Origin of the sequence: Campylobacter corcagiensis (assembly GCF_013201645.1) — a bacterium.
Classification (GTDB): domain Bacteria; phylum Campylobacterota; class Campylobacteria; order Campylobacterales; family Campylobacteraceae; genus Campylobacter_B; species Campylobacter_B corcagiensis.
The window spans coordinates 1,380,809-1,407,172 of record NZ_CP053842.1; the positions used below are offsets into that span (position 1 = coordinate 1,380,809).

Annotated in this window: 13 protein-coding genes; 7 read left to right on the top strand and 6 right to left on the bottom strand. The window is 33.4% G+C overall.

The window, feature by feature from the left end; all coding sequences use genetic code 11:
• Window positions 1-43: 43 nt before the first annotated feature.
• Both CCORG_RS07145 and CCORG_RS07150 read right to left on the bottom strand, forming a co-directional pair.
• A complete protein-coding gene (locus tag CCORG_RS07145) occupies window positions 44-832 on the bottom strand; it encodes an OmpA family protein (protein ID WP_034971419.1) in 789 nt (262 codons plus the stop codon).
• A gap of 44 nt (window positions 833-876) precedes the next feature.
• On the bottom strand, window positions 877-11,283 hold the full coding sequence (locus CCORG_RS07150) for a YadA-like family protein (RefSeq protein WP_172658569.1): 10,407 nt from the start codon (window positions 11,281-11,283) through the stop codon (window positions 877-879).
• 387 nt (window positions 11,284-11,670) lie between these two features.
• Between CCORG_RS07150 and CCORG_RS07155 the strand changes: the two genes are divergently transcribed.
• Window positions 11,671-12,072, top strand: a complete 402-nt coding sequence (locus tag CCORG_RS07155) for a hypothetical protein (RefSeq protein ID WP_025802840.1) — start codon at window positions 11,671-11,673, stop codon at window positions 12,070-12,072.
• Window positions 12,073-12,170: 98 nt separating this feature from the next.
• Here CCORG_RS07155 and polA read toward each other — a convergent pair whose 3' ends face one another.
• The 4 genes from polA to CCORG_RS07175 are packed head-to-tail and all read right to left on the bottom strand — an operon-like array spanning window position 12,171 to window position 19,183.
• Window positions 12,171-14,798 carry a DNA polymerase I gene (polA, locus tag CCORG_RS07160; RefSeq protein WP_025802838.1) on the bottom strand — a complete coding sequence of 876 codons (2,628 nt, stop codon included), beginning with the start codon at window positions 14,796-14,798 and terminating at the stop codon, window positions 12,171-12,173.
• Between the two features lie 42 nt (window positions 14,799-14,840).
• Window positions 14,841-15,557: a hypothetical protein gene (locus tag CCORG_RS07165; RefSeq protein ID WP_025802836.1), complete on the bottom strand. Its 717-nt coding sequence runs from the start codon at window positions 15,555-15,557 to the stop codon at window positions 14,841-14,843.
• Complete coding sequence (uvrA, locus tag CCORG_RS07170; protein ID WP_025802834.1) at window positions 15,554-18,385, bottom strand: excinuclease ABC subunit UvrA; 2,832 nt, start codon at window positions 18,383-18,385, stop codon at window positions 15,554-15,556. Before uvrA ends, CCORG_RS07165 begins: the two co-directional genes overlap by 4 nt.
• 48 nt (window positions 18,386-18,433) lie before the next feature.
• A complete protein-coding gene (locus CCORG_RS07175) occupies window positions 18,434-19,183 on the bottom strand; it encodes a sulfite exporter TauE/SafE family protein (protein WP_034971425.1) in 750 nt (249 codons plus the stop codon).
• A 107-nt stretch (window positions 19,184-19,290) separates the two neighbouring features.
• Here CCORG_RS07175 and CCORG_RS07180 point away from each other — a divergent pair, with 107 nt between their 5' ends.
• Genes CCORG_RS07180 through trpA form a run of 6 tightly spaced genes read left to right on the top strand, consistent with a single transcriptional unit; the run spans window position 19,291 to window position 26,364 of the window.
• Window positions 19,291-20,583 carry an anthranilate synthase component I family protein gene (locus CCORG_RS07180; protein ID WP_025802830.1) on the top strand — a complete coding sequence of 431 codons (1,293 nt, stop codon included), beginning with the start codon at window positions 19,291-19,293 and terminating at the stop codon, window positions 20,581-20,583.
• 9 nt (window positions 20,584-20,592) lie between these two features.
• Window positions 20,593-22,194, top strand: coding sequence for an anthranilate phosphoribosyltransferase (trpD, locus tag CCORG_RS07185; protein ID WP_025802828.1), 1,602 nt, complete (start codon window positions 20,593-20,595; stop codon window positions 22,192-22,194).
• Window positions 22,195-22,208: 14 nt separating this feature from the next.
• Window positions 22,209-22,826, top strand: coding sequence for a phosphoribosylanthranilate isomerase (locus CCORG_RS07190; RefSeq protein ID WP_025802826.1), 618 nt, complete (start codon window positions 22,209-22,211; stop codon window positions 22,824-22,826).
• Window positions 22,827-22,838: 12 nt separating this feature from the next.
• Window positions 22,839-24,374 (top strand): carboxylesterase/lipase family protein, encoded by a 1,536-nt coding sequence (locus tag CCORG_RS07195; RefSeq protein WP_025802825.1) that lies wholly within the window; start codon window positions 22,839-22,841, stop codon window positions 24,372-24,374.
• A 51-nt stretch (window positions 24,375-24,425) separates the two neighbouring features.
• Window positions 24,426-25,607, top strand: coding sequence for a tryptophan synthase subunit beta (trpB, locus tag CCORG_RS07200; RefSeq protein ID WP_025802823.1), 1,182 nt, complete (start codon window positions 24,426-24,428; stop codon window positions 25,605-25,607).
• The gene (gene trpA, locus CCORG_RS07205; RefSeq protein ID WP_025802821.1) at window positions 25,600-26,364 is read left to right on the top strand and encodes a tryptophan synthase subunit alpha; all 765 of its coding nucleotides are present in this window, start codon (window positions 25,600-25,602) and stop codon (window positions 26,362-26,364) included. Before trpB ends, trpA begins: the two co-directional genes overlap by 8 nt.

Genomic DNA, 26,364 nt, shown 5'->3' on the forward strand with positions numbered 1-26,364 from the left:
AAGTTTAAAGCCTAAAATTTAAATTTCAGGCTTTAAGGCTAGCTTAGTAGCTTGTGATATCTACATTTACGCGTCTATTTGGTGCTAGACATTGGATTAATTCATTTTTAGAAAGTTTTGAGTCGCACTCTTTTACAGGTTCGCTCTCTCCAGCTCCTAAAGTTTTGATTTTATCTTTAGCGATGCCGTTTTTTACAAACTCGTTTTTAACTGCATTAGCTCTTTTTTGTGATAAATTTAGGTTTGACTTTTCACTACCGATTAGATCTGTATGACCAACAATCACAATCTCTTTTATATTTTCTTTACCAAATTTATTCACTAAATTTGCTATTTCCTTTTTGCCATCTTGTTTTAAATTTGCACTTGCGAAGTTAAATAAAAAATCCCCCGATAACTCAAAACTCTCTTTTTTATCTTTTTTGTTTATGAAATCTTCACAAATTTGATCTTTCCAAAACAGACTTGCGACTTTATAAGTGTCAAAGTCAAAGACGATTTTATACTGGCAAATCAGATCTTTATCACCAGCTTTTTCTTTAAGATTAAAAAGATAATCCCACTCCACAACATACGCTAGACCTGCCGCAAAGTGTGGGGTGCCTATGAGTTTTCTTATCTCATCTTTACTCATATCAACTTCTATCTTTCTAAGGTTTTCTAAATTTACCTCTAATGGTTTATTGTAAATACTTTTACTTTCTTTTGGAAAAGTTACTTCATCCTTTGTCATAATGCCATCTTTTGGAACTTTTGTACTTGATTTAGTTGTGCAACCTTGTAAAAAAATAACTCCTATTATAACTAATACAATTAGTGAAAGTTTTTTCATATTTTTATCCTTTTTAAATTTTAAAAGGGCTTAAAAGCCCTTTTTTAGAAATGGTAGCCCACTGATAGTGCAGCTCCAGCCTTTTCTTGTGAGTCATAACTTGCACTTCCTTTAAATACCCACTTGCCATCATCGCTCATTTTTGATAAGCCTATAGCCATAGCAGACTCCCCATCATAGAAGCCACTGCCTAAACTTATCATGCCTTTTCCAGGAATTGTTGATTGCGGTATATTTCCTATAGCCATAGCAGATGCTGTTCCAGCACTTGCATCTTTTTTATACTCGCCAAGTTTGTTGTAAACATCGCCTAGACGATTGTTTAAATATCCTAAATTTACAGCATCATTTTTAAATACTGGATCTGCTACATTGCTTATAGTTCTTTGGGTTAGAACTGCATTACCTCTCTCATCTTTGGTTACTCCACCAACTGAGACTGTGTTTTCTCTATATAGAGGTTTACCATCTTGTGTGGTACCTATATGAGTAGTTGATCCTGGCCCTATAGCTACTGAGTTACTACCTGTATAGCCTTTTACATTGCCTTTTCCTGCTTCTGATTTTGGTAAGTTACTTTCATTATTTGCACTTATCCATTGAGCACTTTGACTGATTTGTTGAACAGCTTTAAGTTGAGCGACGTTGACCGCATCAGAATCTTCTAAACCTGCAGCTACACCTGTGATTTGACGAGTAATAACTTTTCCTTTATCATCTGTTCCACCAACAGCTACTGCACCAGCAGTTGCCAACCAAGTAGGATCTGTTTTTGTGGATGCCGCATTCGTACTTATGTCATATCCTGATATTTTACCAACTTCTCTATTAGAAGCTGAACCAGAACCAAGAGCTACACCACCATCAACAGTAACTTTTGTACCCTCGCCTAATGCAACAGAGTTTGATGATGTAATCTCAGCATTGTTTCCTAAGATAAAGTTATTAGAAGTAGCCGAGTCTTTCATTTTATTGTTATTACCAACCGAGTAAGAATCACTAGAATCTATTATGCTTGGATCACCTATAGCACCTGAGTTTTTACCCCTGACTATGTTGCCATATCCTATCGATATAGTATTTTCAGCTAGGGCCTGAGCACCAGTTCCTATAGCGATAGCATGTTTAGCATTATCTCCAACTTCTGCTTTCATACCAACTGCTATACCGCCATATGATCCAGCACTTGAATCGTTTGGATCTTTTGGTTTTTCTATTTGACCAACTGGTTTTTCTTTACTATTAACATGGAAGAATTTTGTTCCTTGCTTGTTAATATTATTGATAGCTTGAATAATGTTAGTATTTTTAACTTCATCTTGACCTGAAGCTGCGTTTGTAGTTAGGGCTTCTTTTCCATCATCAGTTAACTCACCATTATTATCAACAAATTTAATATCATTACCCTTTTTATTTTTTATTGGGTTTCCATCTTTATCTTTTGGATTTCCACCTATAATGTTGTTGATATTATTTGATATATTTGTGATATTTGTGACTTTACTATCAACACTAGCTAAATCACCAATAGTTGCAGCATTACTTGCTTCAGTAGGCATTTTAGACTGATCATTTTCAGCTTCTTTAATTGCTTTTTTGATATCATCTAGTGTTTTATCACCCAATCCACTTGCTAAATTTGTAAGTTTTTTATTGCCACCATTGATGCCATCTTTTGTTACGCTAGGACCAGTTGTACCATCTGAATTTGTAATTTTTAAACCATCTTTATCAAGTGTGATTTTTGAATCCAAACCTTCACCACCGAAAGATATTTTATCATTAAGTGATATTTTTACGATACCATCACCATCTACTGAAGTTTTGATATTTTTACCATCACCATTTATGGTAAGTGTGTTATCTTTAAGTTGTGTTGTCTGTTCATCATCTGCTGCAAATTTGATTTTACCAACAGCTGAAGATCCTGTATTGTTTTCAAGCTTTGCAAGTCTTTCAACTAAAGATGAATCTGGTTTACCACTTTCTACTGATGGAAGTTTAATATCATCAATACCTTTTAATGTTACACCTTTATTTTGATCTTTACCAGTAAATTTAAGTGTATTTCCATCTTCACCGTCTTGACCATCTTTACCTTGAGTGATTTTTATACCAGTTTCTGGTTTTCCTTCTTCTCCACCGATTGTTATTCCATCAAATCTTGGGGTTTTTGCCATTAGTAAATTTATACTTCCATCTTTATTTATAGAAGTAGCTAGATTTTCACCACTTAAATTTGCTAATTTCTCATTTGAAGTACCACCTATTTTTATAGTTGAACCAAGTTTGTGATTAACTCTAGTATCTGTTGCACCAGTAGCTGTTAAATTTCCTTCAGTATAGAAGCCTTTATTTATAGCAGCAGCTAGATCATTTACAGCTTCAAGATATGTTTTTGGCTCATTAGATGTTGTTGTAGTTTCAGGTTTGCCATCACTGCCTATAGTTGGTTTACCATTATTATCAAGCTTAACTGTCTCTATACCTGTAAATGGAGAAATTTCTTTGGTTGTGTTACTAGGATCTTTTTTAGCAAGTTTGCCATCTTTTATAATAACTGCATCATTTGCAGTTGGATCATCGCTTACACCTAGAACTTTTCTTATATCATCACTTGATGATGCTAGTAGATCTTTTCCATCTTTTCCATTGATGCCATCAATACCTTTTAATGTTACACCTTTATTTTGATCTTTACCAGTAAATTTAAGTGTATTTCCATCTTCACCGTCTTGACCATCTTTACCTTGAGTGATTTTTATACCAGTTTCTGGTTTTCCTTCTTCTCCACCGATTGTTATTCCATCAAATCTTGGGGTTTTTGCCATTAGTAAATTTATACTTCCATCTTTATTTATAGAAGTAGCTAGATTTTCACCACTTAAATTTGCTAATTCTTCATTTGAAGTACCACCTATTTTTATAGTTGAACCAAGTTTGTGATTAACTCTAGTATCTGTTGCACCAGTAGCTGTTAAATTTCCTTCAGTATAGAAGCCTTTATTTATAGCAGCAGCTAGATCATTTACAGCTTCAAGATATGTTTTTGGCTCATTAGATGTTGTTGTAGTTTCAGGTTTGCCATCACTACCTATAGTTGGTTTACCATTATTATCAAGCTTAACTGTCTCTATGCCTGTAAATGGAGAAATTTCTTTGGTTGTGTTACTAGGATCTTTTTTAGCAAGCTTACCATCTTTTATAATAACTGAATCATTTGCAGTTGGATCATCGCTTACACCTAGAACTTTCTTGATTTCTTTGGTATTTTCGTCATTACCATCTTTAACTTTATTAAGTTGGCTTTTAGTGATAACATCACTATCTTTATTGCCATCACCAAAAGTAAATTCCTTTCCGCCATCATTTTTAACTATAAGCCCCTTACCACCATTTGCATTTTTATCACCTGTGATGCTTTCGATGCCAGTTAAAGCTTTATTTAGAGAGTAAGTTATTTTAGCACCTTTATCTCCGTTTGCTTCAACTTTGGTTGTTAGATTATCTCCAGCTAAAAATTTAACATCATAATTTGGTTTTATTGCCTGTTTAGAATCTTCTTTGTCTGAAACAGTAAATAAACCTTTTGTTGCTAAGCTATTATTAAATGAATTTAACTCTTTTATAGCATCACCTATGGTTGCTGCATCTTTTGTTGTGCCATCTTGATTTGTGATTTTATAAGTTGGGTTTTGTAAATTTCCATCTTTATCCACTTTCGAATCACCACCTAAAATTTCAGCTATTTTGCTATTTAAAGCGTGTAGTTGGGAACCATTGATGGCTTCTAGACTATTTGTATCTATTGTTCCATTTTTTACATTTTGTATTTTTGTCGATCCAGCAACTGTACCATTTCTAGGATCTATAGTAGAGATGATGATTTCATCTTCTTTTATTTTTCTTTCTCCCATTCCACTATCTGCTGTAAAGTTTCCGTTTCCATCTGTAATTGCTTTTGCGGTATCTTCTTTGCCATCAAAGAATTTCATTTTATGATCAGTAGGATCTTCTTTTCTGAAAAGTTGTTTATAATTTCCATCTTCATCTTTCAGAACAAATGCTAAAGGTGAATTTGAATCAACTTTTACGACATTTTGTGGATTACGTATTGCATTATCTAGTTGAGCTTTGGTTACAGCATCGTTATCACCTTGACCTGGCGCAATATTTTTTAATGATGAACCACCAAAATCTACACCTTCTTGTTTAAATGTGATTGTTTTGCCTTCTCCACCTATAGATTTGATGTTTTTAAGTTCACTATTTAGAGTATAGTTAATTTTTGCACCATTATGTGAAACTACTAAATTTTCATCGCCTAATGAATTACCAGCTGTAAAATCTACAATATCTCCTGCTTTAATATCAACAGGATTACTACCATTTGTAGATACTTTAAACATACCTTTATCTTTAAAGTTGTTTATAGTGGTATCTAAATCAGAAACGCCAAGTTTATTTTTCCAACTAGTAACATCAGCATCTTTTAAATTTCCAGCATCCAAGTCAGCTTTTTTACCTAGATTTGTATTAATACCTTCTATTGTCCTATCAAGGTCTTTAGTGCCAGCTATTTCTTTAACTTCATCTTCATTTAAAGACAGTGTATAAGTTGGAGAGATTTTTTCTGTGGCTGAATCATTTGTAATACTTAAACCTTTCCCTTTTACTGCAACTTTAGCTGTTTTGTCTTGACCAGAAGTTACATAGTTATTAAGATCTGATTTTTTAACTACACTAGTATCTTTACCTTTATCAAATGTAAATTCATCATTGCCATTTTTAATTTTAGTGATATTTTTAAGTTCACTATTTAGAGAGTAAGATACTTTTGCACCTTTTTCACCATCTTGTACAACGCTTAAAGCAATATTGTCATCACCTGCAAATTTAACTTCTCCATTTGGCTTTATAGCTTGTTTATCGCTGCCATTATTGGAAACGCTAAATAAACCATTTGTGTCAAAGCCATCTAACCTATCTTTATCTAAAAAGACTTGTCCAGCAAGAATATCTATAGCACTCCCAAGTGGTACTTTTGATGTAACACCTATTTGATTTTTTAGAAAATCAAATTCACGCATTCCTAAAACGCCATCTTCAATTTCTGGCACACCTGTAACCGAAGCGACACTATGAACGACAGCTTTAAGTTGAGCGACATTTACTGCATCTTCGTTTTTTGTACCAGCTGCTACATTTGTGATTTGACGATTAAAGTTATCTGAACCAAACTTACCATCATTAAAACCAACCGATATCGCACCTTTTGTATTTTGTGCGGTTCTATAAACCACAGAATCACCACCTAAAAAAACTCCTTTTTGTAGTTCTGGAGTGTTTAAAGCACCTCTATTAGCTACAGAGTATGAACCAAGGGCAACTGCATCAGCCATATTTTCTTCTACTGCACTTTTATAACCAAAAGAAACACTATTGTTTGAACCTTTTTTTGTTATAACTGCACTGCCTATTGCGATAGAGTTTTCAGCAACAGCGGCAGTACCTATGTAGTCTATATCATTTTCATTTATTTGTTCATATTCCACTCCAGAACCTATTGCTATACCATTATTAGCATTTGCTCTAGCACCAGTTCCTATGGTTATCACATCATTAATTGTTCCTTTTGATTTTTCAATCTTATCAAGATTATGTATATATTGTGTTCCTATTGCTATATTTCTATTGCCTTTAGTGTATAGATCTTCATCACCAAAAAACTCGTCATCTTTTAAATTTCTAGCAGCATCACCTAAGAAAATATTTTGAGAACCTTGGTGTTTATATCCTGTGTTTGATCCAAGATATAAGTTTCCATCTCCTTTTGCATTAGCTCCTGCATCTTGACCGATATAAACACTTCCCCAGTTTTTAGCACCTTGTGGGTCTATAATACTTGATCCAAAACCAGCCCTTTTTCCAATAAATACTGAACCACCAGCATGATTACTCAATACCCCAGAACCAGCACTTTCTCCGATAGAAACTACATTTTGAGCAGTTGCTTTAGCATTTGGTCCGATGGCTATTGAGTCTATACCGCTAGCTCCATTGTTATTTTTATTTCCAACTTCATTTGATTTTACAGAGAAGTATTTTATATCCGAACCACTACCTGCTTTATTTTCAATATTTTTAAGCCAGTTAGTTAAATTTACATAATCACCTGTTCCATCGCCATTTTCAGATATAGAGATATCATTGAATTTAGGGGTTTTTGCCATTAGTAAATTTATATTGCCATTTTCATCTATAGAAGTAGCTAAATTTTCACCGCTTAAGAGATCACTTGCTTTTTTACCTACTGGAACTTTATAATCTCCACCCACTTTTATAGTTGAGCCAAGATAGTGTTTAACTTTACTATCCTTCACACTAGCAGCAAGAGCTTCAGATGTTGATAAATTTGCTTGTGTATAAAAACCCTCGTTTATAGCGCCGATCGCATCGTTTATAGTGGTAAATAGTGTTTTAGGTGCTGTATCACCGTCAGGTTTAGCAGCCGTTTTAATAGAATCAAATGGAGATGATTTTTTGTAATCAACCTTAACGCCATCATCTGGACCATTCTCAATCTCTTCTTCTGTTGGCATTTCGCCAAGTGTTAATTTAGTAAGTTTTCCATCTGGATCTATAGAGATTTTTTCTTTTTTTTGCGCATTGTAGGAATTATCATCCCATACATCACCACTTTTTTCATCATATTTTTTATCAGTTACCCCTAAGAGTTTTAATAGCTCTGGCATAAAACCCGCAGCAGCTTTAAGCTGAGCGACATTGACCGCATCTGAGTCCTCGCTACCTGCTGCGACATTTGTGATTTGGCGTTTAGTGTTATACACAGGTTTTGATTTATCAGTACGCCTATCTTTTGTTGTTCCATTATCTACACCAACAGAAACAGCACCTGCTGTTGTTCTTACGGTATTTGCAACATCTTCGTCGTCATATAGATAAACATCGTTTTTATCTTCACTTGTTAATTGACCTCTACTAGCAGTAGAATTTGCACCAAGAGCAATAGAGCCATTTTTGGTTGCTTCTGCCCCTGCTCCTATAGCGATAGAGCTTTTTTCATTAGATAAAGAACCTGCACCTATAGCCACTGATTGATCTCCTAATGACTTAGCACCAGAATAATTAGTTCCAAATGCAGAACCTATAGCTATAGATGACTCTCCAAATGCTTGAGCACCATGGTGGTTATTGACATTAGTAGAACCTATAGCTATGCCTTTTTGGCCAGTTGCTTTTGATAGTGTTCCTATAGAGATAGTGTCATCTATATAGTTACCACCATCTTTTGGAAAAAGATCACTTGAAGTAATGTGCTGGTTTCCTATGATGATGTTTCTATTGCCATAAGTTGCCATTTCGTCAGGCTTATAGCTCTCTGTTCTATTGTCAGTAAATTCTTTCCCTATTGGTTTAGCTCCATCACCTATGAAGATATTTTGAGAACCTGTATGTTTTGCTCCTGAGCTTGCACCTAAAAATAAATTTCTATCTCCGAGAGAATTTCTACCTGAATTTTTACCTATAGCTATAGCTCCTGCTGAATTCATACCAGGCTTAGGATATGACATATTAACATTTTGATAACCTTTTAGATTTTGACCAGCATTTTCACCTATGAAAATAGAGCTACCTAGTTTATCTTCAGTGTCTTTTCCAGCACTATTTCCTATAGATATGGTATTTTCATTTTTAGCTTGTGCATTTGGCCCAATGGCGATGGAGTTTGTAGCTGTAGCTCCTTTATTGTCTTTATTACCAGCTTCAGTTGAATTTACTGAGAAGTATTTTATGTCTGAAGCTGTTGAGCCACCTGTGCCTATTTTATTAAGCGTTGCTATTAGAGATTCATGACCTTCAAGACTAATATCATTAATGTTAGTTAAATTTACTTTTCCGCCATTAGTGCCTTCAAATTTAAGATTATCTCCATCTTTTTTGATAGCTATAGGATTAGTTGCACCCACTTTTACTTCATCAAATTTTGGAGCTTTACTCATAAGTAAATTTATACTTCCGTCACTTTTTATTGAAGTAGATAAATTTTCACCACTTAAATTTTCTAAATTTGTTTCAGTTGAATCTCCGACTACTTTTACAATGCCACCTAGATTGTGATGAACTTTGTTGTCTGTTACTTTAGTAGCAGTAGCATCTGTCAAATTTGCTTGAGTGTAAAAGCCTTGTGATTGGACGGCTTTTAGTTGAGCGACATTGACTGCGTCTGAGTCTTTGCTACCAGCTGCGACATTTGTGATTTGGCGAGTAACATCTGATTTTTTGGGTTTCACGCCTGTAGTCAAATCTTGACCAAGAAGATCCTGAAAACTACCATTTGTAGGATTGCCGTCTTTATCAAGTTCTAATTTTACTAATTCGCCCCCGATAAACTTAGATGGATTACCAAATTCATCACTTAATATTTCTGTTTCCCCATCATCACCAATTATATAGTAAAACTGAGCTTCTTTATGGTAAGTTGCCTTATAGTAGCTTCCTCCAACAGACACAGCACCTTCTGTGTTTTGGAGAGTAGCTTTTATATTGTCATACCCAGCGTTGTTTTTTTCAAGACCAAGCAAGGCATCTTTTTTTAGACCACTATCAAAATCAAGCCCATTTAACGAACCTCTATCAGCCACTGAGTCTAAGCCAAGTGCCACGCTTCCTTTAGCAGAGGCTACTGACTTTCCGCCAAGAGCGGTAGCACCTGCATGAGAAGCTTTTGAGTTAGCTCCTAAGGCAGTAGCATTGTCAAATAATCCAATAGTTATATTTTTAGGATCATCATTATCAAAACCTATATCTTTAGCATCGCCTTCAAATTTTACAGTTGTACCAGAACCAATGGCAACAGAGTTCGAAATGGTATATTTATCTTGCTTTTCTTTATCGCTATCACCGATAGTAGAACCAGAACCAAGAGCTACATTGTTTGAATTATTTTTCTGTTTATCAGGATTTAAAGAAGTATACTCTTTAGCATTTGGTCCGATGGCTATAGAGTTTTCTCCTATAGCTGCGTCGCTATTTATATTGCCATCTTCGGTTGAACTTATAGAGACATAAGAAGCTCCTTTTGAAGCCTTAAAATCCACATAATCAACTATATTTTTTTTGCCTGAGTTGTTTATATTTAATATGTTGCCTTTGTCATCATAGACTATTTTTCCTTGTGCTATCTCGTTTTTACTAGCATCGGCATTTATACCATCAACATCTCCTTTTCCGCCTAGAAAATCTCTAAGTTGGTCTAAATTTACAGCGTCGTTTTGATAAATACCCCTTTTAACATTTCCTAGATACATAGGGGTTGTGGTTTGAGTTGTATTTGGAGCCAATAAGTGTATACGATCAACATCCGCATCTACATAACTACTCTCAGAAGTTGGAGTCTTTGGTTCAAAAGTGAAATCTGAACCTTTTCCACCAGCGGCCTTCTTAAATTCACCAGCTCTATATTTATCACTGTTAGCATAGTATACCTTAATACCATTTATATCTTGAGTTTGCCAAGTGCTTTTATCATTAGGGTTTTCTTTGTTATATCCCTTAATATCTTCTGCCCTATAAAACCCTAACCTTTCCCCAATAGGAGAATCTCTTACAGCTAAATATAATTGTTTATTATCATTATTTTTTATATAATATTTACCATCTTCCCCTTTAATCACATGTTCGTTAGTTAAATCATACCAAACACCTTTAACAAAAGTAGAATAGTTTGGTTTATATTTATCAAGAGTAGCACTTGAAGTATAGTAATCATTTTCTATTGCGTATTTATCTAACTTTTTTAACTCATCAATGGTAAGAGTATGACCACCAATCGTAAGAGTCCCTTCAGGAATAATGTAGTTTGAAAATCCTTTTTCATTAGAGACTTTAACTATACCATTTTCATCTATATGATCTAAAAGATTGCCACCACCAGCTAAATCACCAAAATTATTTTCAATCACAACAGTTTTTGTCCAAATTTTATTGTTATTATTCCAAGTTAAACCATTTAAATTTCCATTACTATCCACATTGGTGGATAAATAGTACTTTCCGTCTTTTGCTTGAGTTATTTTTTCACCTGAATGATTAATTCTATTTCCATTATCGTCTAGTGTATAGTATCCACCCGTATCTTTATCTAATAGATAAAAATTTGGATTTTTATCTAAAACATAACTCGTATCAGCTGCATTTAAATTTACAAATCCGCCGCAAAAAAATGTAGCGACAAATAACCCTTTTAGTAAAAAACCGTTGTTTAAAACGATAGAATTTCTTAAATCAAAGAAGTTTTTTAAAACCTCAACTTTACTTCTAGCCGTAACTGTTCCGCTGCCTTTACTTGAACTCACACATGAGCTATTTTCAGCGATAGCTACCCAGCCGATACCCTCTTTGTAGACATGCCTATAGGCTTTGTTCATAATTTTTATCCTTTTAAAAGTTTTTTACGTAGAATTATACCTTTTAAAAGATAAAATGTTGCTAAATTCTTACTTAAGGTATAAAAATTTATCTATAAGTGGATTTATAAAATTTTAAGAAAAAGAGTTATGTAATGATAATTAGGCGGTTGATATTATATGAAATTTAAAAAATGATTTCTAATAAATTTTTATATTTCATGTCTAAAGCACAGTATTTTTCTTAAAATTTTAAAAGTTATAGTAAATTTTAATTTGTAGTGGATTTTAGTAATTTATTATCACAAAAGAAGTTTAAAACACAAAATATACATAATAACAATTTTCAGCTTTAATACAACTATTTTTTGATATACTTTGGCGTTATTAAATTTTTAAGGGGATTGTATGATTAAATTTAGAGTGCTAATATCGGTATTTATAGCTATGGCAATAAGTGGTTGTGGTGTATCTAACTGGAATGTAGGCAAAACCGTTGGTCAACAACAAGAGCCTACACAAGAACCTACGCAAACAGCTCCTGCCCAAATAGAAAAACCAAAAACTCCAACTCTTCATATAGATAAGATAATACAGGCTTGGGGATCACCTACTAAAATAGAAAAAGATGCGTTAAACAGAGATGTTTATATATGGGAAAACTGTAAAGCCACAGGTCTTTATGTAGATAAATGTGACGAAACTGGATGCAAAACAGTGCCAGAGACAAAGTGTTGTGAAAGAGTTCTTAATACTGATGAAAATGGTAATGTTACAAATTTAAAAGATGCTGTAAATAGCTGCATGTAGTTAAATTTAGTTAAGGTGGGTATCCATCTTAACTAAATTCTTATAAATTATTTTATACTTCTTAACTAAATTTTAGAAATCTTTAGCTTTAAGAGAGATTAGCCCTTTAAATTTGCCCAATTTTTTGCTGTAGATACAGATGCTATAAGTGGGACATTTAGCTTTACGACATTTTCCATTTTCTCCTTAGCTAGCTTAACAAAACTATCCACAAATTCATCTTTTACCTCAAAAATAAGCTCATCGTGAATTTGAAGTAAGAGATGTCTATCTTCATCTAAAAGTGGTGAAATTTCAAGCATGGCTTTTTTGATTATATCAGCGGCTGAGCCTTGAAATTTAGTATTTACCGCCTCTCTTTCATAAGCAGCATACTGCATAGGAGTAGCGTTTGCAAAGTCAAAAAGACGGCGCCTACCAAACAAAGTAGTAGCATAACCTTTGGATTTTGCTTCATCTTTTAAGCTATTCAAAAACTCTTTTATGGTAGTAAAAGCTTTAAAATATCTATCTATATAGTCTTTTGCTTCGTTTCTTGAAATTTGAAGTTCACTAGCTAATTTAGTAGAACCCATTCCATAAATAAGTCCAAAATTTATGCTTTTTGCGATTGCTCTTTTATCTTTATCACTGCTTCCAAATATAGAAATAGCCGTTCTTTCGTGGATATCAGCACCATCTTTAAAGGCCTTTAAAAGTGCTGGATCTTTGCTAAAGTGAGCTAAGAGTCTAAGTTCTATTTGAGAATAATCAAGCGATATGAAACTAAAACCCTCTCTTGAGACAAAACACGCTCTTACATCATCAGCAAGTCTTCCTCTTGCGGGGATATTTTGAAGGTTTGGGTTTTTACTAGATAGTCTTCCTGTTGCGGTGCCTGTTTGTAAAAAATTTGTATAAACTCTGCTGTTTTTATCCTGCATAGCTAGCTTTAAAAGCGGATCAGCATATGTGCTTTTAAGCTTATAAACCTCTCTATAATCTAAAATTTTAGTAATAACTGGGTGGGCATCTATAAGCTCATTTAGTACCGTTTCATTTGTAGAATATCCAGTTTTTGTCTTTTTCTTAGATGGTAAATTTAGTTTATCAAAAAGCACTTCGCCAAGCTGTTTTGGCGAGTTTATGTTAAATCTTTCGCCACTTAGATCATAAATTTCATTAGTAAGCTGTTTTATCTCTAAATCAAGCCTTTGGCTAAGGTTTTTAAGAGCGTTTATATCCATGCCAATGCCTTCGCTTTCCATATCAAGAAGAACTTTTATGAATGGAAACTCAAGATTAAATCCAAGCTTTAAGATTTCTGGATCAAGCACATTTGATAGCGTGTGATAAAATCTAAGTGTTATCCAAGCATCTTCGCTAGCGTATTTGGTGGCATTTTCAAAATTTACGCTAGCAAATGTTTCACTTTTTTTAACAATATTTTCAAATTTAATGGTTTTATACCCATAAAGTCTATTTGCTAGATTATCCATACCAACGCTACTTTGCGGATCTAGTAGCCATGCCATTATCATCGTATCAGCGTAAATTTTAGGTGGGTTTATATCAAAGCTGTTTTTTACGATAGCAAAGTCATACTTAAGATTGTGACCAACTAGCTTTGTGCTAAAAATTTTCTCAATTGCTTCTTTGGCAACTTTGGGTGAAATTTGCTTACTAACGCCTAAAAAAGAGTGATTTATCGGAGCGTAATAAGATCTGCTTTTATCAAAACAAAATGAAAAACCAACGATTTTAGCTGTTTTGCTATCAATTCCTGTGGTTTCGGTATCAAAAGCTATGAGAGTTTTACTGTCAATGTTTTTTAAAATTTCAAGCAGTTTTTCATCATCATTAACCAAAATAGGCTCAAAATTTAGCTCACTGTTTTGGCTAGTAACATTAAGCGAAGCTAAAAGCCTAGAGAGATTGTAATCTTTTAGGGTTTGAGTTATTTTTAGAAGTGGGTTTTTATCTGGAAATTTAGCTCCATCTAGCTTAGGAATTTCTAAATATTCATAAAGGGTTGTAAGCTTTTTGCTTAAAAATGCACTATCTTTACCATCAATTAGCATTGATTTTGTTCTATTATTTAAGATTTTGTCTAAATTTTCATAAATTTGTTCTAAATTTCCAAACTCATCTAAAAGCTTTTTAGCCCCTTTTTCACCGATACCTTTAACACCTGGAATGTTATCAGCACTATCTCCAACTATGGCTAGAAAATCGCGAATTTGCTCAGGATAAACGCCATATTTTTCAAAGCAGCCATCTTTGTCATACAGCTCTTTTTTGGCTGGTGAGTAGATGCTCACATTTTCTGAGATTAGTTGGTAGAGATCTTTATCGTGAGTGACGATTCTGATTTCAAACTTGTCTTTATAGTTTTTTACCAAGCTTGCGATGATATCATCAGCTTCATAGCCCTCTTTTTCAACTGCACAAAGTTCCATTTGTTTTATCATATCAATACATACTGGAAGCTGCTCTAAAAGAGCAGGTGGCGGTGTTTGGCGATTCATTTTATAGTTTGGATCGATTTGGCTTCTAAAAGTTTTACCTTTGCTATCAAGTGCAAATATTATATAATCGCTCTCAAGTTCACTCTTTAAACTATCTATAAAATTTGCAAAACCATGAACCATGCCGCTTGGTTTTCCATCTCTAGTTCTTAGCCCACTCATAGCGTAGTAAAGCCTGAAAAAAAATCCAAATGTATCGATGATTGTTAATGTTTTCATATCTGTCCTTTAATAATTTATACCATAAATTTAGTAGCATTCTTAAGATTTTAAAAAAACTTTGGAATTTTTTAAATAATTATAAAGCTCTTTTCCAACTTCTCCAAATTCCTTAACTAAAGCATTATGTGTATCTTTTAAGTTGTTATTTTGTTTTAAGATTTCATCTATTTTTGCTCTATTTTTTTGATAGAAAATTTCGTTTTTATCTTTGGTTGTATTTTTTGAAATTTTATAAAGATTTTTGCCTATATCCATGCCAAAAAGCTTCACTAAAGCATTGTGAAATTCATCGTTTTTAGGATAAGACTGCCTTAAAATTTCAATATCTTCAATGTTGTTTTTATAAATTTCATCTATATTTGGCTCAGCCTTTTTAGGCTCAAAAGAGCTTTTTGTAGCTACTAAACTTGTGGAATTTGAAAATTTTATATTTTCTACTTTTTTACCAAATAGACGCTCTGTAAAGCCCAAATTTACAAAAATATGATCATTGCTAACTATATAAAAGTGGCTAAATTTAGGGTCATTCATTATATAGCCTAAAATAGTAAAGATGATTTTATCAGCGTAGTTTTCGCTTGGATTTTTAAACTCGTAAACAAAAAACTCTCTATCTTGTAAGAATTTAAGCACATCTATACTAAATTTAAGGCTATTGTATACTACGATGTAAAATTTATCGCTTTTTTTAAATTCTCTGCTTTTAATAAAAAACTCAATATTTACATTTTCAGCATCTATTAAAAAAACTCTCATTTTGCTTTGTTCATCTCCTTTAACTCACTAACCAAAAACTCACCTGTATATGATCCTGTTTTTTTATAGTTTTTAGCCAACTCTTTTGGGCTTCCAGTAGCGATGATTTCACCGCCTTTACTTCCGCCATCTGGTCCCATATCTATGATATAATCAGCATTTTTTATGATGTCCATATTGTGCTCTATCACAAAAACTGAGTTTCCTAAATCCACCAAATGCCCCAAAACCTGCACTAGCTTATCAACATCAGCAAAATGAAGCCCAGTAGTTGGCTCATCTAAGATATAAAGCGTCTTTCCAGTATCAGCCTTACTTAGCTCTTTTGCAAGTTTTACTCTTTGGGCTTCACCACCACTTAAAGTCGTAGCATTTTGCCCCAAAGTCACATATCCAAGCCCCACATCTTGCATAGTTTGAAGTTTTGATTTTATCTTTGGCACAGCTTTAAAAAACTCCAAAGCTTCATCCACGCTCATCGCTAAAACCTGAGCGATATTTTTTCCTTTATATAAAATTTCCAAAGTTTGGTCGTTATAGCGAGAGCCATGACATGTATCGCACTCAACAGTGACATCTGGTAAAAAGTGCATTTCTATCTTTATAACGCCATCGCCGCTGCATTTTTCGCACCTTCCACCTTTTACATTAAAGCTAAAACGCCCTATTTTATAGCCTCTTGCTTTTGCTTCTTTAGTCTGGGCAAACAAATTTCTTATCTCATCCATCGCCCCTGTATAAGTTGCAGGATTACTTCTAGGAGTTCTTCCTATTGGGCTTTGATCAAGGTAGATTACCTTATCTAAATTTTCAAGCCCTTCTATTTTAACGCCTTTTAAGGTTCTTACTTTTCTTGCGTGATTTAACTCTTCAAGTGCTGCTGGTAAAAGGGTTTGTAAAAGTAAAGAGCTTTTCCCACTTCCGCTTACTCCTGTTATGCAAACTAAGTTTTGAAGTGGAAATTTAGCGTTTAAATTTGAGATATTATTTATCGTTACATTTTTTAAACTTAGCCAAAGCTCTTGTTTTCTATTTTTTTGATGGTTGATTTTTTTTACGCCATTTAGATATTTTGCCGTTTGGGTCTCGCTTTTTAAAAGAGTTTTAACATCTCCTGCAAAAACCACATATCCACCATCTTTTCCAGCTTTTGGTCCGATATCTACCACAAAATCCGCATTTTCAATCGTTTTTTTATCATGTTCGACAACGATTAGGGTATTTCCCTTATCTCTTAACTCATCAAGAGTTTTAATTAGCTTTAAAGTATCTCTTTCATGAAGTCCAATACTTGGTTCATCAAGCACATACATAACCCCACTTAACCCACTTCCAATCTGCGATGCGATTCGTATCCTTTGAGCCTCTCCACCACTTATCGTCCTACTATCTCGCCCTAGGCTTAAATATCCAAGACCGACATTATTTAAAAACATAAGCCTTTCTCTAATCTCTTTTAAAATAGGCTTTGCTATCTCTTTTTGCTGGTCGCTAAAATAGTTAAAATTTATCTCATCATTAAAAAATTTAACGCAGTTTTCAATACTCATATCTATGATATCGGCCATATTTTTCCCAGCCACTTTTACAGCTAGGCTTTGAGGTTTTAGCCTGTGACCTTTGCAGTTTGGACAAATCCTCTCTGTCATAAAATCCTCAAAATCACTCTCGTTTTTAAGCATTTCATAGACATATTTTAACGCCCCTTCAAACCTGCGAGTAAGTGCGTGTCTTTTCCATGTAAATTTAATCTCCTTGCTATTTCCATATAAAATAAGCTTTTTATCGCTCTCATCAAGCTCTCCATAAGGCACATTTGTTGGTATATCATTTTGCTCACAAAATGCGATCATAAATTTATGATAATAGCTTTTATTAAATCCATATAAAAGCTTAATCGCACCTTTTTGGACGCTATTTTGGTCATTTGTGATTTTATCTATGTCGATTGTATATCTAACTCCTAGCCCATCACACTCCTCACACGCTCCTTTAACTGAGTTAAAACTAAAAGTAAGTGGCTCAAGTGGAATAAATGAAATTTTACAATCAAAACAAGCCATATGCTCGCTATAATGGATATTTGTCTCATTTAGTCCAACTTCATTAGCATTCATTATCTCAACTTCAAGTTCGCCATAACTTAAATTTAGTGCTTTTTCCACATCAGAGGCGATTCTTTCTTTGTTATCATCACTTACCACAACTCTATCAACCACCGCAAAAATGGTGTGCTTTTTAGTCTTTGATAAGCTTATCTCTTCATCAAGTCTTACCATAACGCCGTCAATTTTTGCTCTTATAAAGCCTTTGTTTTTTAAACTTTCAAGCTCATCAACAAAGGTGCCTTTTTTCTCTCTTGCGATTGGTGATGAGATGATGATTTTCGTCTCATTTGGAAGCTTTAAAATCTCATTTATGATATCACTTGCACTCATTTTTGATATTTTTTTGCCACATTTATGGCAGTGCTGAACTCCAACTCTTGCAAACAAAAGCCTTAAATAATCATATATCTCAGTTATCGTTCCAACGGTTGATCTTGGGTTTTTAGAAGTTGTCTTTTGATCGATTGCAATGGCTGGAGTAAGCCCATTTATCTTATCAACATCAGGCTTTGCAGCTCTGTCTAAAAACTGCCTTGCGTATGAACTTAAGCTTTCCATATAACGCCTTTGACCCTCAGCATACAAAGTATCAAAGGCTAAAGTGCTTTTTCCACTTCCACTAAGTCCTGTAAAAACCACAAATTTATTCTTTGGAATTTTTAAGTTTAAATTTTTTAAATTATTCTCTCTTGCACCATAAATTTCTATAAAATCATTCATTTTTATTTCCCTAAATTTCTACTTTTTTGCTAAATTTTAAATTTATTATTATAACACAAAAATTTTCTTAATCATAAATAAAAGCATCAAAGTATAAAGTGCTAAAAGTAGGTTTTTTTGTAGTTTTTTGCTAGATTTATGGCTTAATTTTATCCCAAAATACACGCCTAAAAGTGAGCCAAAGCCAAGCATCACGCCGTATTTAAAATTTATAAGATTATTTAGTGACATACTAACAAAACCTGAAATTGATGAAAAAACCACAAAAAACAGCCCCATAGAAATGGCTTTTTTGATATCAAATCCCATAAATCCAACCAAAATCGGCGTTAAAAAAACAGCCCCGCCAACGCCTGTGCTAACTGCAAAAGCTCCGATAAATAGCCCAACTAAAAACAAAAGTGGCTTTGAGTTGATCTCTTTTTTAGCTTTTTCAGGGGCAAAGAAAAATTTTAAAATTGATACAAAAAGCACAAAAGACAAGAAAATTTCTAAAACTATCTCACTTACATTTGAGACGATAAATCCACTAAAAATAGCCCCAACAAACCCACCAAAACTTATAAAAATGCCCTCATTTATACGAAGTTTTCCAGCTTTGTAGTTTAAATACGACCCAAAAATAGAACTAAATAGCATCTGCACAACCGAAACGCCAACGGCGGTTTTTATATCATAACCCAAAAAAATCATACTTGGAACGACAACACTTCCACCGCCGATGCCAAAAAAACCTGAAATTATCCCAACAACCGTTCCAAAAACCAAAAATCCAACAATATCTATAAAAATTTCCATAACCAAAATTCCACAAAATAAAATAATTAAAAATTGTATCAAATTTGAGTTAAATGTAAGCAAAAGTTTTTTTGGTATAATAGGCAAATTTTATTTTTAGGATTTTTATGCTTTTAGAAAAACCGTTATTTTACTATAAAAATATTTTAAAAAACTATCCAAATAGTTATTTGGCTGAGGATGAAAAGCAAGTTATTATAGGTATTGATTGTGAATATTTTGAAAGTGAAGATATCTCAAATTTAGCTAACTTTTTTGAAAATGCAAAACATAACGCCTTAAAAAACTCTCCAAATTTCGCAGGAATTTTTGGCGTTACTGCGTATGAGAGCGTTTATAAATTTGAAAATTTAGGAACTCCAAAAAAATCTTTATATAAATTTCCAAATTTTTACTACGCAAATGCAAAAAACTATCTACATTTTGATAAATTTAGTAAAATTTACTCATTTTATGGAGAAAATTATAAAATTTATGAAAATTTAAAAAACCTATCACCGCAAAATCAAGATAAAAAAAAGCTAAAAAATGAGCTGTTTTATGAGGTTTTAACAAATTTAGATGATGAGAAAAAGCATTTTTATGAAATGGTTGAAAAAGCTAAAAATTATCTTAAAAATGGCGACATTTTTCAGGTTGTGCTGGGTGAAATTTTACAAATTTCATCAAATTTAGACTCATTTGACTTTTACGAAAAGCTAAAAGCAAACAACCCAAGCCCTTATATGTTTCACTTCCCAACCAAATACGGCGTAGTTGTTGGCTCATCGCCTGAGCTTGTGATGAGTATAAAAAATAGCGAAATTTTCATCGCTCCAATTGCAGGAACTAGAAAAAGAGGCGTTGATGCAAACGCTGATGCCGCCCTAAAAAACGAACTTTTAAGCGATGAAAAAGAGCTAGCCGAACATAAAATGCTAATTGACTTAGCAAGAAATGATATCGCAAAATTTAGCCACGCCTCATCAGTTCGCGTCGCAAAGCCACTTGAAGTTGTATTTTACGAAAGCGTGATGCATATAATAAGCGAAGTTTATGGAAAGAAAAAAGAAGGCATTAGTGCTTTTGATACGATAAAGACGATTTTTCCAGCTGGAACACTAAGTGGAACGCCAAAAATTCGTGCGATGCAGATCATAAATGAACTTGAAATTTCACAAAGGGGAATTTATGGCGGGGGGATTGGATTTTGGCACTTTAATACAGACGTGCAAATGGCGATTTTGATTAGATCGGCTATTTTTGTTCCTGATGATAAAAATAGTAAAATTTATATCGGAGCTGGTGCTGGAATAGTTTATGATAGCTTAAAAGAAAATGAGTATTTAGAAATCCAAAATAAAAGAAATTCCTGCTTTAAGGTTATAAAAGAGCTTTGCCAAGAAAAAAGCCAAATTTAAAGGTAAAAAATGATTTTAGTAATAGATAATTATGATAGTTTTGTTTATAATATAATTTCTTACATTGAGCAGATGAGTAGTGAAAAAACGCTTTGTGTGAGAAATGATAAAATAACGCTTGATGAGATAAAAGCCCTAAATCCAACTCACATCATCTTAAGTCCAGGTCCAAAACACCCAAAAGATAGTGGAATTTGCCTAGAAATTTTAAAGGCTGATTTGGGAGTGCCGATTTTAGGAGTTTGCCTTGGTCATCAAGCAATTGCTTTAAATTTTAACTCTAAAATAAAACGCCTTGAAACGCCATTTCACGGCAAAATTTCAAAATTTAAAATTACAAAAGAAAGTGAAATTTTAAAAGGACTTCCAAAAGAGTTTGAAGTTATGCGTTATCACTCACTTTATGCTGATGAAATCTCAGACGAACTTGAGATAAATGGCGTTTGCGACGGTGTTGTAATGGCAATTTCACATAAAACAAAGCCTATTTTTGGAGTGCAGTTTCATCCAGAAAGTTTTTTTACACAATATGGCAAAAAAATAATAGAAAATTTTATAAATTTAAACAACAAACCAAAATTTAAGGAGAAAAATATGCAAGATTTATCGCCATTTATGACGAAGTTACAAAAAGGTTATCCGCTTGATAGTAGCGATTATGAGGTTATTTGCAAGGCAATCAATGATAAAAATTATGACATTGTCCAGCTTGGGGGACTTTTAGTTTTAATCAGCGAAAAAAGCCTTTATCCAGATAGTTTAGCGGCTTTTGTTAAGAATATTTTAAAATATTCAGTAACTTATAATAATCCAAATGAGTATTTTGACATCGTTGGAACTGGTGGCGATAAACTAAAAACTATAAATATCTCAACAACAACAGCTTTTATCCTAGCAGCACTTGGCGTAAAAGTAGCAAAACATGGAAATAGAGCAATCACTAGCAAAAGCGGAAGTAGCGATGCCCTTTCGGCTTTGAAAATTCCTTTTTCATCAAGCATAGAAGAAAATGAAGCCTTAATAGAAAAAACAAATTTGGCCTTTTTTCATGCACCGCTTTTTCACAAAATAACAGCTGAGGTTAAAGAAGTTCGCGATCGCTTAAAAATCGGAACTGTATTTAACATGCTTGGGCCACTTTTAAATCCAAATTTAAGCCTTTCATATCAACTTGCTGGAAATTACTTAGAAGAAGTAAATAGCTTAATGGCTGAAACTTTGATGCATTTAGGCAGAAAACACGCACTTGTTGTGCATGGAATGGATGGAATGGATGAGATAACAATTTGCGATGAAACTTTAATACATGAAGTAAAAGATGGCAAAATTTTAGAATACAAAATCACACCTGAGCAATTTGGCTTTAAAAGGGCATTCCACAAAGATGTTGAGGGTGGAACTGGAGAGGAAAATGGCAAAATTTTAGAAGCAACTTTAAAAGGTGATATAAGTGGGGCAAAATTTGATATAGTTATCTTAAATGCGATGTTTGGAATGTATTGTGCTAATAAAGTAAAAAGCCCGATGGATGCAAAAGAGATAATTTTAGAAGCGATTAATAGCGGAAAAGTTTGGGAGTTTTATAAAAACTATAAGAGTTTAAAAAGCTAAATTTGGATTAAAATTTGAAAATAGAAGTTAAAATTTGTGGAATAAAAAGCGTAGATGAGGCAAAAAGCATCATAAATTTAGACATTGATTATCTAGGCTTGATTTTTGCTGAGTCTATTAGAAAAGTTAGCTTAGAAACGGCCCTTGAAATTTCAAGCCTAGCATCTAGTTTTAACAAAAAATGCGTTGGTGTTTTTGCAAATTTAAATGAAAGTGAAATTTTAAAATACTGCACCGTGTCCAAACTAAACGCTGCTCAAATTTATGGAGATTATAGCCAAAATTTATATAAAAATTTAAAAAAGCACGGCGTTGAAGTTTGGAGAGTTTTTAGCGTTTTAGATAAAATTCCAAATTTAAATTATGATAATTTTGACTTTGCCTTATTTGATTGTAAAGGTAAAAATTTAGGCGGAAATGGAGTATCTTTTAACTGGAAAATTTTAAAAGGTTTAAAGCCATTTAGCTTTATTTTAGCTGGTGGCATAGGAGTTCAAAACGCTTTAAAAGCTGCTTCATACAAACCAAAAGTCATAGATATAAATAGCTGCGTTGAAGATAATAACGACATAAAAGACCCAAATTTAATAGCTGAAATTTTAAAAGTTTTAAAAGAAAATAACTATAAATAAAAGGAGAATTTTATGAGAGTGTTTTTAATTTTATTAATGATTTTAGGTTTTAGTTTTGCAAGTATGCCAAAGGTAAATCTTAAAAATGCTGAAATTTATGGCGTTTATAAGGATTATGAAAACACAGAAATTGCTCAGTTTTTAGGCATTCCATACGCAAAAGCTCCAGTTGGAGATTTAAGATGGGAAAAGCCACAAAATTTAAAACTAAAAGGTAAAATTTTAGCACAAGAATTTGGAAATTTTTGCCCACAAAATGCTGATTTGGGTGACTTTGCAGTAGCTGGTGGAAATGAGGACTGTCTTAATTTAAATATCTATGTAAAAAAAGATAATTTAAATAAAAACGCTAAAAAACCTGTGATGGTTTGGATCCATGGTGGAAGCCTTTGGGTTGAGCGAAATAGCGACTATGATGGCTCTAAATTTGCTAAAAATGACGCTGTTTTAGTAAGTATTAATTACCGCCTTGGAATGTTTGGATTTTTTGCTCATCCAGAACTTAAAAATAGCACAAATTTTGGTCTTTATGACCAGTTAAAAGCCTTAGAATGGATAAAAGAAAATATTGAAAATTTTGGCGGCGATAAAGATAATATCACTATTTTTGGCGAAAGCTCAGGTGGCGTAAGTGTGATTTCGCACCTTATATCTCCACTTAGTAAAGGTAAATTTAACCACGCAATTTCAATGAGTGGGGCTGCTTTGGTTGGAAGATATCCTGCATTTGGAACGCCGTATCCTTTGGAAGTTGCACAAAATATCGGTGCAGAGTTTAGTAAATTTAAAGGTTGTAAAGATTTAAAATGTCTAAAAAGCTTAAGCAGTGATGAAATCCTTAAAAACTCATTTAAATATCAAATTAATATGCCTGTGATTGATAAAGAGTTTTTTCCATATCACCCTGCTGATATGCTTGAAAATGGGGAGTTTAACCGCGTTACTTTTGTAAATGGAAACACAAGAGATGAGGGAAGATTTTTTACAGCGATAATGGAAAATTTATCTAAAAAACCGATGGATCAAAAAAGCTTTAATGAAGCATTAAATGGCTATTTACAGCCAAATTTAGCCAAAAAAACAAAAGAGTTTTTTAAAGATGAGATAAAAAAAGACCCAGCCGATGCCTACGCAAAAATTCAAACTTCTTTAATGTTTGCTTGCAGTGGCAAAAAAATAAATGATTTAATTAGTAAATTTATGCCTGTTTATGCATATGAATTTAACGATATTACCGCACCAAGCTATTTAGAAAAAGTTAGTTTTGATTTAAAAGCAGCTCACACTTTAGAACTTCCTTATATTTTTCCAAATTTTCATGGTGGCGGACTTTTAGCAACTAGGCTTGATAAAAATCAACTAAATTTAGCTAATAATATGGTTAAAAATTTCATAAATTTAAAAGATATTTCAAAAACAGATTTTGTAAAGTATCAGCCAAATTTAGAAAATATTTTAATTTTTCAAGAGCCAAAGCCATATGTTGAAAAAAATAGCCACTCAATCAGGCATAATTGTAAATTTTGGGACGAAAGTGGTGCGTATTAGCTTAAAATTAAATAAATTTATATATAATCTACAAAAAACAAAAGGTAAGTGATGAATAAAAAAGCATATTTTGGAGAATTTGGTGGTCAGTTTATCCCTGAAACTGCGATGTTTGCGGTAGAAGAACTAGAAAAAGCATATGAAAATATAGCAAAATCAAAAGAATTTAAAGATGAGTTAAACTATCTTTTAAAAGAGTATGTTGGTCGCCCAACACCGCTTTATCATGCAAAAAATTTAAGCAAACATTATAAACATGAAATTTATCTAAAAAGAGAGGATTTAAACCACACAGGTGCTCATAAAATAAATAACGCCCTAGCACAAACCCTACTAGCAAAAAAAATGGGTAAAAAAAAGGTTATCGCTGAAACTGGTGCTGGACAGCACGGCGTTGCAACAGCCACAGCTGCGGCACTTTTAGGACTTGAGTGCGATGTTTATATGGGCGAAGTTGATGCAAAAAGACAAGAGTTAAATAAATTTAGAATGAAGCTTTTGGGTGCAAATGTTATTGAGATTAGTGAGGGCTTAAAAACCTTAAAAGAGGCAACCACAGCTGCAATTCAAGCGTGGGTTAATGAGATAGAAAGCGTTTTTTATGTCATTGGCTCAGTTGTAGGACCTCATCCATATCCAAAAATGGTTAGGGATTTTCAAAGAATAATAGGCGATGAAACCAAAGCCCAACTTCAACAAAAGGGCATAAAGGCTGATTATATCATCGCTTGTGTTGGTGGTGGAAGTAATGCAATGGGAATGTTTTTTCCATTTTTAGATGATGAAAATGTTAATTTAATAGGCGTTGAAGCTGGTGGGCTAGGAGCTGATACACCTTATCACGCAGCAACGCTAACAAATGGAAAAGAGGGAATTTTACATGGCATGAAAACTATCGTTTTGCAAGACAGATATGGTAGAATTTTACCAGTTCATAGCATCTCTGCGGGGCTTGATTATCCTGGAATTGGACCTGAGCACTCTCATCTTTTTAAAACCAAAAAAGCCTCATATTTTCCAGTAAGCGATGATGAGTGCATAAATGCCTTGAAATTACTCTCACAAAAAGAAGGGATAATTCCAGCCATTGAGAGTGCTCACGCTTTGGCTTATTTAGAAAAACTTTGTCCAACTTTAGAAGAAAAATCAACCATTGTTGTAAATATTTCAGGGCGCGGGGATAAAGATATGGACACAGTTATGAACTATCAAAAAGGAAAAATTTATGGATAAGATAAAAAAAGCTTTTGATGAGAAGTTAAAAAACGGCAAAAAGGCAAATATCGGCTACATAGTTGGTGGATATCCAGACTTAAACTACACAAAAGAGTTAATTAATAACCTTGATAAATGCTCTCTTGATATCCTAGAAATCGGCATTCCATACACCGACCCACTAGCTGATGGAAAGGTGATATTTGATGCTAGTTTTAAGGCGTGTCAAAACGGCGTTACAACTGATGATGTTTTTAAGATGCTAAAAGAGTGTAAAACTAATAAATGCTTAGTTTTTTTGGTTTATTATAATTTAGTTTTTTCATATGGGCTTGAGAGTTTTGTAAAAAAGGCAAAAGAGGTTGGCATAAGCGGTCTTATAGTGCCAGATCTACCTTGTGAAGAAAGTGATAAATTATTTGAAATTTGTAAAAATCACGGACTTAGTTTAATTCCACTAATTAGCGTTACATCAGAGTATAGACTTCCTAAACTTTTAGAAAAATCAAGCGGATTTATCTACGCAGTTGGGTCAATCGGCGTAACTGGTGGCAAACAAACGCCGATAAATAGGCTTAAACACATGGTAGGCGATATTAAAAACGCTACAAATTTGCCAGTTGCAGTTGGCTTTGGGATTAGAACAAATGATGATGTAAAACTAACTAAAAGCTACGCTGATGGGGCAATTGTTGGAACTTCTATAGTTAAGCTTTGTGGAAATTTGAGTGTGGGCGAACTTTTAAAAGAGATAGATGAAATTTTTAAGGATTGA